Annotated in this window: 14 protein-coding genes and 2 tRNA genes; 4 read left to right on the forward strand and 12 right to left on the reverse strand. The window is 42.3% G+C overall.

All coding sequences use genetic code 11. The features are described from left to right. Positions 1–42 precede the first annotated feature (42 nt). From DC082_RS04320 to mutM, 7 genes are all read right to left on the reverse strand, one after another. A complete protein-coding gene (locus DC082_RS04320; protein ID WP_109235901.1) occupies positions 43–984 on the reverse strand; it encodes a D-alanine--D-alanine ligase in 942 nt (313 codons plus the stop codon). Beyond that, on the reverse strand, positions 985–2,403 hold the full coding sequence (murC, locus tag DC082_RS04325; protein ID WP_109235902.1) for a UDP-N-acetylmuramate--L-alanine ligase: 1,419 nt from the start codon (positions 2,401–2,403) through the stop codon (positions 985–987). Then, a complete protein-coding gene (gene murG / locus DC082_RS04330) occupies positions 2,400–3,470 on the reverse strand; it encodes an undecaprenyldiphospho-muramoylpentapeptide beta-N-acetylglucosaminyltransferase (protein WP_109235903.1) in 1,071 nt (356 codons plus the stop codon). The genes murC and murG overlap by 4 nt, the downstream gene beginning before the upstream one ends. After that, positions 3,467–4,669, reverse strand: coding sequence for a putative lipid II flippase FtsW (gene ftsW, locus DC082_RS04335; RefSeq protein WP_229821575.1), 1,203 nt, complete (start codon positions 4,667–4,669; stop codon positions 3,467–3,469). Before ftsW ends, murG begins: the two co-directional genes overlap by 4 nt. An 83-nt stretch (positions 4,670–4,752) precedes the next feature. Next, a complete protein-coding gene (gene murD / locus DC082_RS04340; protein ID WP_109235904.1) occupies positions 4,753–6,129 on the reverse strand; it encodes a UDP-N-acetylmuramoyl-L-alanine--D-glutamate ligase in 1,377 nt (458 codons plus the stop codon). Positions 6,130–6,533: 404 nt separating this feature from the next. After that, positions 6,534–6,869 carry a ribosome hibernation-promoting factor, HPF/YfiA family gene (hpf, locus tag DC082_RS04345; protein ID WP_094566881.1) on the reverse strand — a complete coding sequence of 112 codons (336 nt, stop codon included), beginning with the start codon at positions 6,867–6,869 and terminating at the stop codon, positions 6,534–6,536. Positions 6,870–7,150: 281 nt separating this feature from the next. Beyond that, positions 7,151–7,960: a bifunctional DNA-formamidopyrimidine glycosylase/DNA-(apurinic or apyrimidinic site) lyase gene (mutM, locus tag DC082_RS04350; protein WP_109235905.1), complete on the reverse strand. Its 810-nt coding sequence runs from the start codon at positions 7,958–7,960 to the stop codon at positions 7,151–7,153. A 147-nt stretch (positions 7,961–8,107) separates the two neighbouring features. On the opposite strand from mutM, the gene DC082_RS04355 reads away from it, so the two are divergent. Beyond that, positions 8,108–8,461: a DUF2069 domain-containing protein gene (locus tag DC082_RS04355; protein WP_094566879.1), complete on the forward strand. Its 354-nt coding sequence runs from the start codon at positions 8,108–8,110 to the stop codon at positions 8,459–8,461. A gap of 143 nt (positions 8,462–8,604) precedes the next feature. On the opposite strand, the gene lnt is transcribed toward DC082_RS04355, so the two are convergent. Both lnt and DC082_RS04365 read right to left on the reverse strand, forming a co-directional pair. After that, complete coding sequence (gene lnt, locus DC082_RS04360) at positions 8,605–10,191, reverse strand: apolipoprotein N-acyltransferase (protein WP_157957403.1); 1,587 nt, start codon at positions 10,189–10,191, stop codon at positions 8,605–8,607. Positions 10,192–10,365: 174 nt separating this feature from the next. Next, positions 10,366–11,568 carry a serine hydrolase gene (locus DC082_RS04365; RefSeq protein ID WP_109235907.1) on the reverse strand — a complete coding sequence of 401 codons (1,203 nt, stop codon included), beginning with the start codon at positions 11,566–11,568 and terminating at the stop codon, positions 10,366–10,368. A gap of 307 nt (positions 11,569–11,875) precedes the next feature. Here DC082_RS04365 and DC082_RS04370 point away from each other — a divergent pair. The 3 genes from DC082_RS04370 to DC082_RS04380 all read left to right on the forward strand — a co-directional run bounded on the left by DC082_RS04370 (position 11,876) and on the right by DC082_RS04380 (position 12,817). Next, a tRNA-Phe gene (locus DC082_RS04370) sits at positions 11,876–11,951 on the forward strand. A 250-nt stretch (positions 11,952–12,201) separates the two neighbouring features. After that, positions 12,202–12,277: transfer RNA gene (locus DC082_RS04375), tRNA-Phe, on the forward strand. Between the two features lie 393 nt (positions 12,278–12,670). After that, positions 12,671–12,817, forward strand: a complete 147-nt coding sequence (locus tag DC082_RS04380) for a DUF3149 domain-containing protein (RefSeq protein ID WP_109235908.1) — start codon at positions 12,671–12,673, stop codon at positions 12,815–12,817. Positions 12,818–13,067: 250 nt separating this feature from the next. Here the strand turns inward: DC082_RS04380 and DC082_RS04385 are convergent, their stop codons facing one another. The 3 genes from DC082_RS04385 to thrC form a co-directional block, all read right to left on the reverse strand. Then, positions 13,068–13,673 (reverse strand): DUF2058 family protein, encoded by a 606-nt coding sequence (locus DC082_RS04385; protein ID WP_109235909.1) that lies wholly within the window; start codon positions 13,671–13,673, stop codon positions 13,068–13,070. Positions 13,674–13,894: 221 nt separating this feature from the next. After that, positions 13,895–15,130, reverse strand: a complete 1,236-nt coding sequence (gene serA, locus DC082_RS04390; RefSeq protein WP_109235910.1) for a phosphoglycerate dehydrogenase — start codon at positions 15,128–15,130, stop codon at positions 13,895–13,897. Between the two features lie 16 nt (positions 15,131–15,146). Beyond that, on the reverse strand, positions 15,147–16,550 hold the full coding sequence (gene thrC / locus DC082_RS04395; protein WP_109235911.1) for a threonine synthase: 1,404 nt from the start codon (positions 16,548–16,550) through the stop codon (positions 15,147–15,149). Positions 16,551–16,592: the final 42 nt, after the last annotated feature.

Raw genomic sequence — 16,592 nt, forward strand, 5'->3', positions numbered from 1 at the left:
TTATACATCAATGTAATGGTTCTGAAATATCCCTAAAGAAGATCACAAAGAGCCTTCTAAGATCAACCAACAGAGGCGCTCAAAGGAGATGCCGGCACGATTTGCCGCTAAAGGAACAAGCGAATGATTTGTCATTCCTGGAACGGTATTGATCTCCAATAACCAGGGATTATTATCGCGATCTAAGACAAAATCAACGCGCCCCCAACCATCTGCTCCTAATGCATGAAAAGCCTCTTCACAGAGTTTTCTAAACCGCATCTCATCAGCTTGACTCAATCCCGATGGACAGAAATAACGCGTATCTTCACGGAGATATTTTGCCTCATAATCATAAAATGCTAAATCGGTCTCCATACGAATAATGGGGAGCGCCGTACCATTTAAGATCGCACAGGTATATTCACCATTACCCACAATCCAATTCTCTGCAAATATAGGAGAATTATAGCCTCCTGCAGCCTTCCATGCAGCTAGCAGATCATCCGCACTCTCAACACGACTAACACCAATGCTCGATCCCTCTTCTGCCGGCTTAACTGCTACTGGGTATCTTAAGATCGGCGCTAACCGAGCAACATCCTCTTCTGAATTGAGAAGGTAAGACTCTAATACAGGAAGCCCCAGAGCTTGCCAAATCTGCTTACTCTTTAACTTATCCATCCCTACACTAGAAGCTAATACTCCACTCCCGGTGTAAGGAATATTGAGATACTCGAGCGCACCTTGTAAAACACCATCTTCCCCACCACGACCATGAAGGACAATAAAGACACGATCGAAAGATTCAGCTACTAGATGAGAAAGCAGCTCTACCTCGGCAGTATCGATCCCATGAGCATCGATCCCTTGTGCTTTGAGCGCTGCTAAAACAGCCTCTCCCGACCAGAGCGAGACTTCTCGCTCCGATGAATGACCACCGTAGACAACGGCAACTTTACCGAAAACCTTCGGGTCTTCAAATCGATTTAATGCTGAAACCATTTAGAGTGCCCCTCCCTTATAAAAATTGGCAGCAATGCCACCGATATTGCCCGCCCCCATCATCACTATGAGATCACCATCTTGGGCGATTTTGGCATAAGCACTTCTGATCTCATCGATCGATCCTACATAGAGGGTATTTCTCCCCCCTTTCTTGGCCACATCTTCTGCTAACTTCTCACCTGAAATTCCGGGAATTTCAGCCTCTCTTACCGAATAGATATCAGTGATCAATACTGTATCGATCTCTGATAAGACCGCAATAAACTCTTCATAGAGTTCAGCTGTTCTTGAATTTCGATGAGGTTGAAATGCAACAACAATTCGCTTTTCAGGATAAGCTGTCGTTAAAGCCTCATAGACGGCCTTAATCTCTGTCGGATGATGCCCATAATCTTCCATTACCTCTACACTTCCCCCTCTCTGTAATGGAACAGAAGGGTGGAATTGGAAGCGACGACCAATACCTTTAAAACGGCGTAAAGCACGACGGATAGCGGGATGAGGAACCCCTAAATCATTAGCAATTGCGATTGCAGCCAAGCTATTAAGAACGCTATATTTTCCTGGAAGAGCAACGGTAAATTCACTCACTCCATGTGGCATTTTGACTTCAAAGCGGGTCTGCATACCACGTGACTCATAATTGAGAAGCTGATAATCTGCCCCTTCACTCTCACCATAGGTGATTATTGGACGATGAATTCGTGGGATAAGCGATGCAACCTCTTCATTATCGATACAGAGAACCGCCAAGCCGTAAAAAGGAAGCAGATGAAGAAAATCGACAAATGTTTGACGTAAATTTTCAATATCCCCCCCATAAGTACTCATATGGTCTTGGTCGATATTGGTAATAATGGCAGACATAGGATGAAGATGAAGAAATGAGGCGTCAGACTCATCCGCTTCTGCAACAAGATATTGCCCTAAACCTAAACGCGCATTCACATTAGAGCTATTTAAACGTCCACCGATAACATAGGTTGGATCAAGCCCTGCCTCATCTAAAATAGAGGCTAAAAGACTGGTTGTTGTCGTCTTCCCGTGAGTACCGGCAACAGCAATCCCAAAACGAAAACGCATCAATTCACCAAGCATCTGCGCTCGCTGAATAATAGGAATACGCTCCGCTTTAGCGCTAATCACCTCCGGATTATCCTCTTTGACAGCGGTAGAGATCACAACAACATCAGCACCGATCACATGCTCTTTTTGATGGCCAATCCACACTAAAGCGCCCAGATCAATTAAGCGATCAACAACAGGTGAAGCGGCAATATCTGATCCTGTCACCTCATACCCCAAATTAAGAAGCACCTCGGCGATACCACACATCCCCGAACCTCCAATTCCAACAAAGTGAATTCTCTCAATACGGCGCATTTCAGAGGGACAAATATAACTTTTTTGATTCATGATTCTATGACCTTTTCAATTACTGAAACAATCTCAGCTGTCGCTTCAGGTTTCGCTAAAATTTTGGTTTTACTCGCCATTTCGATGGCTTTTTCTCTTGTAAAATGAGTTAACATCTCTTGAAGTGTTGCTAGATTAAAGTCGCTCTCAGGATAGAGATACGCAGCTCCAATCTCTGCTAATGCTTCGGCATTTTTGGTTTGATGATCATCAACGGCTTTTGCAAAAGGGATAAAGCAACTTGCAACATTTGCCACTAATATTTCGGAAACAGTCAAAGCGCCTGCACGACAGATCACAAGATCTGCCCATCCATACGCTTCTACCATATCATCGATAAAGGGGGTTAAGCGATAATGCTCACTCTGAAAGCAGGCATCATTCTTATGAGCCTGATAGAAAGCCTCCCCTGTTTGATGCCAGATTTGATAAGCGCCAGCCATCTCTGTTTGAGCAAAAGCATGCATCACCTGATTTAAGATTCGAGCTCCTTGCGAACCTCCCACAACAAGAATCTGTAATGGTCTTCCACTTCGTGCGCCATATCGTTGCTCATAAGGGCTAAGCGTTAACAATCCCTCTCTAACAGGATTCCCCACCACTTTCGCATGGGGTAACTCGGCATTAAATGCCGCTAAATTAACACAGCTGAGTCGCGATAAGACTCTATTAACCAAACCGGGCACGGCATTTTGCTCATGAATAATAATCGGAATCCCTAACGATTTGGCAGCTAATCCTCCAGGACCTGCAGCGAAGCCTCCAAACCCCACAACACAAAGAGGTGAGACTCTCTTAAAGAAGCGACGCGCATCTAAGACCGCTTTTGTTAAACGCCATGGAAGCCTTAACCACCCCTTCAAGCCATTACCTCGAATGCCGGCAATCTCTAATGAATAGAGGGGAAAGCCATGCTGTGGTACAAGTTTAAGTTCCAACCCATTTGCACCGAGCCACTCAATTTTATAACCCTGCTCTTGCAGCGCCTCGCCAACAGCAATCCCGGGGAAGATATGCCCTCCCGTACCGCCGGCCATAATAACAATCGTTCCACGCATGCTACTCATTTCATCGCCACCCTTATCTTGCTCTCTGCAATCTCCCGTTGAGCCGCTAGCTCTTGCTCATCTTGATAGTTTTGCAACTCTCGTAACTGCACAACTCGATCAACCCGAAAGAGCAGCCCTAAGCCCACCATCATCGTGATAATACTCGATCCCCCATAACTCATCAGCGGTAATGTTAAACCCTTTGTTGGCAATAACCCTGAAGCAACGCACATATGAATCAATGCTTGCGTTCCTAGCCATAAACCGATGCCATAAGAGATATAAGCTGCAAAATTGAGATCGAGCTGCTCTGCTCTTCTTCCAATATTGAAAGTACGATAGAGGAAGATCATATAGATGAGAACGAGGAAAATCACACCAAAAAAGCCAAACTCTTCCGCATAGATTGCAAAAATAAAGTCGGTATGCGCTTCTGGCAGATAACCTAGCTTGGACATGCTCTCACCGATTCCAACCCCAGAGAGCTTCCCTCGACCAATTGCGATCAGGGAGTTAACTAGCTGATACCCCTGATTATAAGCATCTTCCCATGGGCGTAAAAAGCCTGATAACCGGGCACGACGATAGGGGGAAGTATAGAGGATAACGGCCATTACAATTAACGTCGGCGCCAGCACAATCGCAAAGCGCCAAAGACAGACGCCGGCAATAAAGAGCAACCCCAAACCAACCACAAAGATGATAGCCGTAGAACCAAAATCAGGCTCTAAAAGGAGCAGAACGCCTAAAACACCCATCACGAAGAGCGGAATAATCAATGCTGAAATCTTAGACCCAATCCGATCTTTCTGTCGATGAAGATAGGAGGCGATATAGGTTAGTGCCGCAAACTTTGCCATCTCGGCTGGCTGAAAGTTAAAAAATGAGATGGGAATCCAGCGCAAAGCACCATTAACTTCTCGACCGATGCCGGGAATCAACACCAATACAAGTGCAACAAAAGAGAAGAGCATCAGTATCGGTGTCAGCTTATACCAGATATTAAGTTTAATCTTAAAAGCAAATATGGCGAAAGTGAGCCCGATAGCAATATAGAGTCCTTGTCTAATCCCATAGTGGTAAGGAGAGAGACCATAATACTCTGCAACATATCCCGATGCCGTGGTCACCATCAAGAGCCCAATCAGTAGAAAGAGCGAAGAAGTGATCAGCAACCAAGGATCAAGATGGACACCACGAGGAATGCGTTTAGACATATTCTTCAAATTACACCTAATCTATTCGTTAAAGAGAAAAAATTGTACCACAAACAGGCTCAATATTGAGCATTCAATCACGCTTATAGCGCATGAACTAATGTCTCAAAGATACGACCTCGCTCTTCAAACCCCTTAAATTGATCAAAACTTGCACAAGCAGGGGAAAAAAGAACAATCTCCCCCGGCAAAGCTAACGCTTTTAATTGAACCAATGCAGTATCAAGAGTCCCACACTCAAAATAGGGAACGCTCTCTGGAATATGAGGCAGTATCGCGGAATAATCCTTTCCAATCAGCGCAACTCCCGCAATATTTTTTTGTAGAAGTTCTCTAAGCGGTGAAAAATCTTGCTCTTTAGTAACGCCCCCTAAAATCAACCATTTTCGCTCGGGGAAGCCCAAAATAGCAGCTTCTGTTGAAGAGAGATTTGTCGCCTTTGAATCGTTATAGTAGGTCACCCCATCAATTTCCCGGACCTTGACAGAACGATGTGCTAATGGCTGATAATTGGTAATGCCCGCCTCTATCGCTCTTAATGAAACGCCAAATCGTTCTGCAATTGCTACAGATGCAACAATATTAAGAAGATTATGCTGTCCCCTTAATTGTGTCTTTGCATAACTGACCTGCTCCCCGGTACGGCTCACAACTTCTTGACGTTCTAATGAGGCATAATAATCGGTCTTCGCATTATCAGTCAGTGAGAATCGAGCAATCTCCTCCTCGCCACGTCGTGGTAGTTCCGTTGCTAAAAAGGCATCGATTAGGGGCTCATCAGCAGGAATAACAATCTCAGATGACTGTTTAATCAGTGCTAATTTCGCCGCAACATAATGCTCATAATCTCGATATCGATCGAGATGATCTCGCGAAAGATTGAGTAACGCACCAATATCAGCTTGTAATGAGTAGGTGGTCTCTAACTGAAAACTGGAGAGTTCAAGGATAAAAAGGGGCTCTTGCACCTTCTCTTTTCGATCCTCTGAAGCCATCCAAAGCTCTAAAGCTGGCTGCCCTAAATTACCGCCGACATAGAGATCATAAGGAAGTTGCGCAAAGATAGAACCTAAAAGGGTTGTGACAGTACTCTTCCCATTTGTGCCGGTGATAGCAATAATATTCTCTTTAACTAGGCGGGCAAAAAGCTCAATATCTCCCCCAACATGTTCTGCCGGCAACCGTGCAATAGTAGAGGCCAACTCTGGCGTTACAAGGGGAACTCCGGGGCTGATCCAGAGATAATCACAACTCTCTAATAGATCACTTGCAGTACTATCTTTAAAACTACCGATTGCCATCTTTTGACAAAGTTGTGCCATCTCCGCTTCATGCGGGGGCTTAACCCTCGAGTCAATAGCGCAGATCTTCTCCACCCCTAAACGAGTAAGGGCTTTTGCAATGGAGAGTCCTGTAATACCAAAACCGACAATTAAGTGCTTTGAGTCTGTTGCAAACATGGAGAAAACCTTCTAACTATCAAAAAATAAGCTCTGAAATAAGCATCAATATCCGTAAGGCACTATTTACCACTACCTGAAGTCAAGATTGAAGGTATGGAGAGCAAGCTATGTCAAAAAAGATCAACAAAACCATCTCTCATAACAAAAAACGACAAATGACAGCAAATAATAACAATTGATTATAGCGCAATCGGCTCTTTTAATTTATCTAAAAAAAATGATCTAAAAGATCTAAAAACTAGTGATAAAGCGATCCTTTAATATCATGACAATTTCACGATAATTTCTCCCCTATCATACGCTTTCTACCTTAGATAAAAAACAGTTGATCAAAGAAAAAGCCCCGCTTAAACGGGGCTTCTCTAAAAAATATCATCAATATCGAGTATCTGTAGGGAATACTACTCTTTCCCCTCTTCATGACGAATCTCATGTCCTTGTTTTCGCTCTGCGGTTATCGCTTTATCTTTCTGCTTGAGAAGTTGACGCTCAATTTTTCCAGACAACTCATCAATCGAGAGGTACATATCTTCTGTGGTGGCTTCCGCATGAAGATCTTTTCCCTTTGCAACAGTCACAGTGATCTCTGCAATTTGGCGCTTATCTTTAATAGTTAATACCACATGCGCACTTGTAATATGCTCACTATAACGATCTAAACGTGAGAATTTCTCTTCTACTCTACTACGAAGCCCATCTGTTAACTCTAAGCCTTGACCTGTTAAATTAAGATTCATACTTATCTCCTTCTTTATCGATACTAAATGTAGATACTAAAGTGGTGAGTCATTAAAAAAATAATTTTATAGAGCTATTTCAACACTAGATTTAGACACAGATCTAGATCTCTATCATCGCTACTCATCGTTATTTATCGCTATTTCCAAGCTTTTATTGAAATTTCATTGAAACTTTATTGATTCTTATTGACATACTTTCACACTACCATTTTTCCTTCAGAAGCGATAGCAAAAAGCAGAAAAGTGAGCTAAAAAATAGAGAAAAGTGACTTTTATCGCTATTTCTGACATTGAGAACAGAAGTAAGTTGCCCGATTCCCTATAACAATACGCTCGATCTCTTGCCCGCAAAGAGGACAAGGTTGACCTTTTTGCCCATAAACTAAGAGCTCTTGGGCAAAATAGCCGGGACTACCATCGGGTGTCGTAAAATCTTTTAGGGTCGTTCCACCCTGCTCGATTGCTCGCGCTAACACCTTCTTAACCTCCTGAACAAGGCGTTCAACCTCTTCTAATGAGAGATTATTTGCCGGGCGTTGCGGATCTATTCCCGCCATAAAGAGCGACTCATTCGCATAGATATTGCCAGCACCTACAACAAAGGCTTGATCCATTAAGATCGATTTAATCGGCCGCGTTCTTCCTTTCAACTTAGGGTGGAGATAGGCTGCCGTAAATTGATCCGTGAGTGGTTCTGGTGCTAATTTCTCTAAAAAAGGGATCGATTCATCCTTACCATAGAGGAGAATAAAGCCAAAGCGACGAGGGTCATTGTAGATCAACGCCTGATTACCTGAGAGCCGTAAGACAAAATGATCATGCTTTTTATGCTCAAAATCATCAGGCAAAATTCGAATGGCGCCGGACATTCCTAAATGGATTAAAACTCTTCCTCGAGTCGTGGTCAGGATCAGATACTTCGCTCGCCTCTCCACCTTCTCAATTGTTGCATTGTAGAGTGTCTCAATCGCCTCAGGGATCGGATAACGTAACTGGCGATGGTAGACCTCAACACCACGAATTGTTGCTCCTTCAATATGGGGCGCTATTCCTGCACGGACGGTCTCAACTTCTGGTAATTCAGGCATATACTTTTAACTCTTCTGTTTCATGATAAAATAGACTCCTTTTTTATAGCATGAATATTGAGCTTATCTAAACTTCGATAAGTTTATCGCGCTATTTCGGCTTGATCACCTTCTTCTGCTCAATTAAAAAAGGAGCTCTATCTCAATATGCGTCCGATTGTCTCAATTTCAAGAATCAGTGCACTTGCTTCCTATCTTGCACTCTTCTTCTTTACTATCTTCTGTATTGTGACCAATGCAATCTATCCAGAACAACCGAGAATATTTCTGATTATCGGACTTCTAATGCCCCTCGTGTTCCCTGCGCGCGGATTGCTTCGTGCAAAGCGATTTACACATGCCTGGACAAGTTTCCTCTCCCTCTTCTACCTGATCGCTGCAACCGATATTTGGGTATCAGGATATCCCGGCATTGGCAGTATCTATTTTCTTTTAACCATTATTCTTTTTGTCAGCACGATTCTCTACGCTCGCTACAGTCCGCTCCCTTTCAGAGAATAAAAAATCGCTCCGAAAAGAACCTTAACGAGCATCCTGAACCAGGATAAAAAGGACAAAAGAGTAGAAATAGCAAGCATTGAACATTAAATAGAGGTGAGTAGAGATGGCCAAAATGCCGGCAGAGTCTACTCACTTCTTTCTAATCACCTCTTTAATTCCCTTCTAAAAAAGAGCGCTCCAAGCCCAGCAACAACCCACAAGAGCAATAGCCAGGAGAGATCTCCTACGCGGCTATAAGTCGTCGTTCCTTCATAAGGCATTACCTCAACTTCTAGAACACCCTGTTCAAATTGAGGTAGGATCGCCTTTACCTCTCCCCGTCTATCAATAAGCGCTGTAATCCCATTATTAGTAGCACGAACCATCTCTCTTTGTAGCTCAATCGCGCGTGCTCGCGTAATTTGAAAGTGTTGCCAAGGTCCAATTGAATCTCCAAACCAAGCATCATTACTCACATTCACTAAAAAATCTGATTGCTTCCCAAGATAGCGTAATTCATCACCAAAAACAGCCTCGTAACAGATAAAGGTAGAGAGTTGCGTTATCGCAGGTACGCCATCTACCTCATAATGGATAAGGAAAGGCGATTGCTCCTCTCTACCAGCAGTAAGATCTGAAAAGGGGATCTCAATCATGCCACTTAAGAGATCTAAAAGAGAACGAAAAGGTAGAAACTCGCCAAAAGGAACAAGATGAACTTTATCGTAACGCTGATCACGGCTTCTCAACTGGTCGCTATAAGCCACGACTGAATTTCGTATCACTGATCCTTGCCCTGAAAAGATCCCCGTCATCACCGTCGCCCTCTCCTCTTGCGAGATCTTACGTAATGCCTCACCCAGTGTAACCTCCTGCTCATAGAGCGCAGGAATTGCTGTCTCTGGCCAAATAATAAGATCAACATTCGGGGCCACTTGCGCGGTCAATTGATAGTAGGTTGCTAAAATTTCGTAATATTGTGCCTCACTAAACTTTAACTCCTGTGCAATATTTCCCTGGATTAATGCCACTTTAAGCGGCTCACCTTTAGGGGAGATCTTATCGCTCAGCAAAGTACTCGTTCCCGCAATAATTAATATCAGCATCATTGCCATAAAGAGTGCCGGCAGATAGGCTTTCAATTTTTTTTGAGAAGCATTTCCAGGCTCTTTCCCCCTATAAGCCATAATTTGCAGAAGCAACAACGTAAGAAGCCCCGCTAACCAATAGACCCAAAAACTTGCCATCAGCGCTCCCATCTCCGGGAAGATCCAGCGAGCTAATGGATAATCGGTAAGCGTATACCCTAGAGCGAGCCATGGAAATCCTGTGAGAAATTGGGAGCGAATAAATTCAAAAAGCACCCCCACGACAGGAAAGAGAATGCCTAGTCGAAATGGCAGTGAGAGCTGAGTCTTCAATGTAAAATAGCCTAATAGCGCATAATAGAGCCCTAAATAGAGCGCTAAAAGTAGCGTTAAAAAAACTCCTAGTAGCAGAGGCGCCCCGCCAAACTCCAATAGACTAATACGAATCCACCAGACGCCTACAGTAAAAAATGAAACGCCAAAGAGAAGACTTAACCAAAAAGCACGCTTGCAACTTCCCGGCAATATGAGCAGTAGCCAAAAAGCCAGTAGAATCGGCGCTAAAAAGCCATAACCAAAAGGGGAAAAACTTAAAGGCATTAAGCTCCCTAAAAGAATCGCAATGATGATCGAACCCCAGAAATAGAGTGCCCCCTTAGTCATAAAATGCTTACTCTTTGTGGCTCTACACTCTTTTTTAAGCCTATTATCTACCATATTCCACCATTGCCCTTCTCTAGTGAATCACTCATTCTCTTATCCGTTTTATTCGCTAGTTTCCCTATCATGTCCCTATCGTTTTCCTATTTTTCGACGCGACTATTTTGGTACATACTTCTATCCTCTTATTCCTAAATCGCTATAGATCGCACCAATCAGATCACGATATCGTCCTGCCGGCAATCGATCTCCATAAAAGAGATGAGGATTGTGGAGAGGATCAACAACGGGAGTATTCTTGCGATTCGTCAGATAGATAATCATCAACTCATGTAATGGATCATAAGTTGCTAATGCCCCAGTCCAGCCAGTATGCCCAAAGGCTGGCTTCGAGGTTTTCCCAGCATAATCACTAAACATATAATCCATCCCCTCTCCATTTAAACGATACCCCAAAGCAAAGGTAGCGTCTTCATAGGGAGGCGTTAAAAAATATTGCTGTGTTTCCGCGCTGAAAACCTCATTATCTTCTCTCATCAATCGAAAAAGTTGGTAGAGATCATGACTATTACTAAAGAGCCCGGCATGACCTGAAACCCCTGCCATACAATGAAATGCCTTTTCATCTTGTACCTCTCCTTGAAGCATATAGCGACGTATATTGGGAAAATCAATAGTATGATCCCGACTATTCCCATAGCGCTCTGTCGCGGCAATCTCTGCTTGTGATCTTCCCCTCTCTCTTGGGTTAAATCCAATATAAGAAAGATTTAATGGATTCCAAAAAAATGTCTCTAACTGCTTATCGATCGACTTTCCACCTATTTTTTCTAAAATAAAGGTGAGTAACATAAAGTCAACGTCGGAATAGAGCCCCTGCTGTTCCGGCATATTCACAAGGGGGGCTTGCAATAACTTTTGTACAAATTGAGCACGATCTTGAGAATAGAGCGATTCACTATAATGAGGATCATAGAAGAGAGGATTAGGCTCAAAACCGGCATGATGTGAGAGTAGTGCCTTTAACGGAATTTCACCAACAAGCGCAGGATAGGTTATTTCTGAAGCAGCTGATTGGGAATAAGGAAAAAAATCTGCAACTCGACGCTCTAAGAGATCTGGCATCTGTTGATAGTAGTATTGAAAAAGATAGGTCGTTGCAAAGATCTTTGTTAATGAGGCGATATCAAAAAGGGTCTTTTTAGTCACAGCTTCGCCACGCGTCACTTTCATCTCACCAGAATCGAGGATAACTTGATGCAATATGGTTGATCCGAAGGCAACGTCATATATTACCTCCCCTTGATACTCAACGAGAAGCTGTCCACCGGGAAATCCTCTCTCTAACGATTGTTCAATAAGATCTGTAACGCTTCCCATCTCCGCCTCCTATCCATTTCGATCTTTCCAAACCTATTATCCTTTATCCTCTGCCCACTGCCACTACTCATTACCTACTACTCTCTATTACCTACTACTCTCTCTATACTCCAATAGTAAAGCTAGAGTGATAGACTCTTAATACATACTCACTCAAAGTATTTACCAAAAGTACTCTCCAAAGATAGATGAAAGATTCGTTATATTACCGCCAATATCATAGCCCAACAGATTATGAGCAATAATATAGCAGAAAAGTTTCTTGACTCTTCTCAGAGAATGCTGTTTAATACCACCTTATCAAGACGGCTTGATAGCTCAGTTGGTAGAGCAGCGGATTGAAAATCCGCGTGTCGGCAGTTCGATTCTGCCTCGAGCCACCATCTTTAAAACCCTACTTTTCGAAGTAGGGTTTTTTAATTCTTCTAATTAATTCTTCTAATTCTCAATTTCTCTAACCTCTCCCGTAGGCTAACCTTCTCCATTCTTTTACCTTTATACCCCTAATTCACCTAGGAAGAGCGTCGAAATTAACCAAAAAATCGGTCACCTGCTCTATTTTCAGGCTAATCTCAATTAATACTTGACGAAAGAATCTAAATCCTGTTTAATGTCACTTCGTTAGCACGACATGGCTTGATAGCTCAGTTGGTAGAGCAGCGGATTGAAAATCCGCGTGTCGGCAGTTCGATTCTGCCTCGAGCCACCATATCAAGAAACCACTCAATCAATTGAGTGGTTTTTTTATGCTTTTTATTTTATGCATCTTATTCATGCCGAGTACCCTTTACCCCCCCTCATTTCATCTAATATTCATCTAATATTCATCTAATATTCATCTAATATTCATCTCTTATAACCTTCTACTGCCCTCCTCTTATAGCGCCCCTATCTCTCATAATATTTCATCTGCATTAAAGCGCCAAAATAGCCCCTAAAAGCTCAAATATTGATATCTATCAAGCAAAATTGATACTTCTTTACAGTTCGTGGATTCCTCCCCATTTTTGTGGGATAGTATCATTATATATATTAGATAGATCATATTAGATAGATCTTATTGAATAGATTTAAATTTCTACCTTATTAAGGAGAAGGTTCTATGATGAAGTTAATTGGCGCAGATCCCTATTTTGTTGGTATCGTTGGGTTTGGTGTTGTTTTTATGATTGTCATGTTAGGTTGGTTAACATGGTTCTTTATGAAGAAAGCGAAAGAAGAGAGAGAAAATAAAGACAAACAAGCGTAATTTACTCATCAACACGACTCATCATCTCGTTCTAAAATAATCATGAAAGAGTCGATATCAACTACACCTTATCAATAGAAAAGAGCCCTTTATCAAAGGGCTCTTTTTTTACCATTCTATTACTACTCTACTGCTACTCTTTCACTACTTTATATTGCTCTTACAACTCTCTTACAAGGATTCACTATGATCAACGTGATCTCGATTCCTCTATTGATAAGCCTAAGTAGCATCAGATCCCACCTATCTCCTAGTTATGAGATCCACCAGACTTCTTCTCAGCTTTAAGTGATGCTTCATAGGCATCCCAAGCTGCCCACTCATCCTCTGCATCCCCCTCTGTCATCGCCTCAGAGAGATAATAGAAGATCTTCTCACCTAACTTCTCCTCTAAGTGATGAATACGCTCTTTAAAAGTCACCGGCAATACAGGGTAATCAAAACCATCACGATCATTGCGGCAGATCATCAACTTCCCATCACTTAGATCTTTATGCTGCTTATCAGTGACAAATACCGAACGAATCTTTTTACCATCATGACTAAAGTTAAAGCGGGTCTCGCCCTTCTCTTTATTAACCCTCTCGCGATCAATAAGATCTCGCATCTCACTACGGGCACGATTCTTCTCTTGTGCCGCAATAATCTCCTGATTCTTCTCTAAATCCATCGCTTTCTTAGCTTCATCAAAAGCACGTCTCTCTGCTTCCTTACGTAACTTTTCTGCTTCGAGCTCACTCTTGAGATTCTTATCACGATGCGCTTGATGTAGCTTCTTAGCCTTCTCTTTTTGTGCCTTCTTAGCACGATCTTTTGAGACTAAACCCGCTTTGACCAATTGATCTCTTAATGACATTTTTTCTCTCTTATATTTTTTTAATATTTGATAAAAAACTAATATAGGGTTAATGATACAGGATTTTGCCGACAAAATGATCCTACAGAATTAAAAATGGACCTATAGGTTATTCCATAGGTCCATTATATTTAATAATTGATCACTCTTCTATCACTCGATTAATTAAAATTTATTAAAATTAGTTGAGATTAATAGAGATTAATAGAGGTCAATAGAGTTTAATAGAGAATACGACACTTAAGTGTCCCTTTGATCTCTTTCATATCATGTTGCAATTTAACGGCATTCTCCTCTTTACCAGAGACATCAAGCACTACATAGCCGATATCCCCTAATGTTTGAAGATATTGCGCATTGATATTGAGATCTAGGTCAGAAACCATCTCATTCACCGCACGTAAGATACCCGGAGTATTCTCATGGATATGAAGAATACGATGACTTCCTGGCTGCTTCGGTAGCATCACCTCTGGGAAGTTAACCGCAGAAATCGTAGAACCATTATCTGAATAGAGCACCAATTTAGAAGCAACCTCAACCCCAATGTTTTGTTGCGCTTCCATCGTTGAACCACCAATATGAGGAGTTAAGATCACATTCTGCAATTCACGAAGTGGTGATTTAAACTCCTCTTTATTCGATTTTGGTTCTACAGGGAAGACATCAATTGCGGCACCTAAAAGATGTTCATTTTTAATATTATCCGCAAGTGCATCGAGATCCACAATCGTTCCACGTGCAGCATTGATCAAGACCGACCCTTTCTTCATCGACTCAATTCGCTCACGGCTCATAAGATTCTTTGTAGAATCATCTTCCGGCACATGGAGTGTTACCACATCAGATTCAGCTAAAAGCTCATCAATCGTCTCAACTTGTTGCGCATTTCCTAAGACAAGCTTATTTTCAATATCGTAGAAGATAACGCGCATCCCCAAGCTCTCAGCTAAGATACCTACTTGAGTGCCGATATGACCATAACCGATAATTCCTAAAGTCTTACCTCTCACCTCATAAGAGCCTGCAGCAGACTTCACCCAACCACCTTGATGACAAACATAGTTTTTATAAGCGATACCACGTTTTAGCATAATCATCTCAGCAATGACCAACTCTGCCACCGATCGGGTGTTAGAATAAGGTGCATTAAAGACTGGGATTGCACGCGCTTTTGCCGCTTCTAAATCCACCTGATTTGTCCCAATACAGAAACATCCAATTGCCATCAATCTCGAGGCTTGACTCAATACCTCATCCGTTAACTGCGTACGGGAGCGGATCCCCACAATGTGAGCATCCTTAAGGGCTTCAATAAGAGCTTCTCCCTCGAGAGCCGTCGAATGGATCTCAAGATTGTTATAGCCCGCACGTTTAAAGTAATCGATCGCATCCTGATGAATACCCTCTAGGAGGAGAACTTTCATCTCATCTTTTGGAAATGATGTTTTTTTCATGGTATTACAGTGTTCCTTAGTTTAAAGCGGATTCAATAAATTGACGTAATAAGGTGACATCATTCGCCATCACCTCTCTCTTCTGCGGTAAGGCTTCAATTGCCTTGACCTCAGTTAAATCAAACGGCGCGTCACTCACCGCTTGCTTAATTGTCTCATAGAATTTGATCGGTTTGGCAGTTTCTAAACAGAGCTGTAGATCGCCATCAAGATATTGGCTTCCCACAAAGACCCCATCAGCAGTATGAGGGTCGATCAACTCCCCTGACTCACGGTAGACCTTCTCAATCGTCTCTAATCGATTCTGATGAGAGCTTTCACCAGATTCTATATTCCAACTTGCTCGCTCTTTCCAGAGAGGATCACCTGTCAGATCAAAATATCCTTGCTCTTCAATCTGCTCCCAAAGTGCTTTTGTCTTCTCACTGCCGGCAATGAGGTAGATAAAGCGCTCAAAATTACTCGCTTTAGCGATATCCATCGAAGGGCTAGAAGTGAGATGAACATCTTTTGACGCACGAGGACGGTAGATCCCTGTTTTAAAGAACTCATCAAGTACATTGTTCTCATTCGTTGCTAAGATCAACTTATGAATAGGTAATCCCATCTCACGAGCGATAATGCCGGCAAAAATATTCCCAAAGTTACCAGAGGGAATCACGACATCAATTTTTTCATCATTGCTCTCTGTCGTCATAAAGTAACCTTTAAAGTAGTAGACGACTTGTGCCAAAATACGCGCAAAGTTAATGGAGTTGACAGCACCAAGATGGTGCTTCTCTTTAAATTCAATATCATTATTGAGTGCTTTAACGAGATCTTGGCAATCATCAAAAACCCCTTCAATAGCGATATTATGAATATTATCATCTTGAACCGAATACATCTGCGCCGTTTGGAAAGCACTCATACGATTATGAGGACTTAACATCACCACCTCGATTCGAGGTTTTCCCTTCATTGCATGAATGGCACTCGATCCCGTATCTCCCGATGTTGCTCCGACGATATTGAGCTTCTTATCCTGCTTCTCTAATACGTAAGGGAAGAGCTCGCCAAGAAACTGCATCGCCATATCTTTAAAAGCGTAAGTAGGACCTTCAGAGAGACCTAGCACCTTCACCTGATTACTAATCGTACGCTCAGAGATAATTGATTCAACGGCAAAATTATCGCTATTGTAAGCGCCTTCTACTAACTTTTTGAGATCATCCCTCGGAATATCTGTTGCATAAAGAGACATTACTTCTAGCGCTAAATCACTATATCGCGGTAATTTTCGCCATGCATCTAAAGTCTCTTTTGAAACCTTAGGGATCGATTCCGGCATCGATAAACCCCCATCTCGACATAACCCCTCTAATACAACCTCACAAAAAGATTTTGGGAGATCTCCCCCTCGCGTACTCACATATTTCATTATTTAATCAAGCCTACAAAAAAGAAATGGACATGGTTGTTA

Source organism: Ignatzschineria indica (assembly GCF_003121925.1).
In the GTDB taxonomy this organism is placed as follows: Bacteria; Pseudomonadota; Gammaproteobacteria; order Cardiobacteriales; family Wohlfahrtiimonadaceae; genus Ignatzschineria; species Ignatzschineria indica.

Coding starts and splice junctions, on each gene's coding strand:
- DC082_RS04355 (WP_094566879.1), top strand. CDS start 8,108: ATGCGTCCGATTGTCTCAATTTCAAGAATCAGTGCACTTGCTTCCTAT.
- DC082_RS04320 (WP_109235901.1), bottom strand. CDS start 984: ATGGTTTCAGCATTAAATCGATTTGAAGACCCGAAGGTTTTCGGTAAA.
- mutM (WP_109235905.1), bottom strand. CDS start 7,960: ATGCCTGAATTACCAGAAGTTGAGACCGTCCGTGCAGGAATAGCGCCC.
- DC082_RS04365 (WP_109235907.1), bottom strand. CDS start 11,568: ATGGGAAGCGTTACAGATCTTATTGAACAATCGTTAGAGAGAGGATTT.
- murD (WP_109235904.1), bottom strand. CDS start 6,129: ATGTTTGCAACAGACTCAAAGCACTTAATTGTCGGTTTTGGTATTACA.
- thrC (WP_109235911.1), bottom strand. CDS start 16,550: ATGAAATATGTGAGTACGCGAGGGGGAGATCTCCCAAAATCTTTTTGT.
- hpf (WP_094566881.1), bottom strand. CDS start 6,869: ATGAATCTTAATTTAACAGGTCAAGGCTTAGAGTTAACAGATGGGCTT.
- DC082_RS04385 (WP_109235909.1), bottom strand. CDS start 13,673: ATGTCATTAAGAGATCAATTGGTCAAAGCGGGTTTAGTCTCAAAAGAT.
- ftsW (WP_229821575.1), bottom strand. CDS start 4,669: ATGTCTAAACGCATTCCTCGTGGTGTCCATCTTGATCCTTGGTTGCTG.
- lnt (WP_157957403.1), bottom strand. CDS start 10,191: ATGACTAAGGGGGCACTCTATTTCTGGGGTTCGATCATCATTGCGATT.
- murG (WP_109235903.1), bottom strand. CDS start 3,470: ATGAGTAGCATGCGTGGAACGATTGTTATTATGGCCGGCGGTACGGGA.
- murC (WP_109235902.1), bottom strand. CDS start 2,403: ATGAATCAAAAAAGTTATATTTGTCCCTCTGAAATGCGCCGTATTGAG.
- serA (WP_109235910.1), bottom strand. CDS start 15,130: ATGAAAAAAACATCATTTCCAAAAGATGAGATGAAAGTTCTCCTCCTA.
- DC082_RS04380 (WP_109235908.1), top strand. CDS start 12,671: ATGATGAAGTTAATTGGCGCAGATCCCTATTTTGTTGGTATCGTTGGG.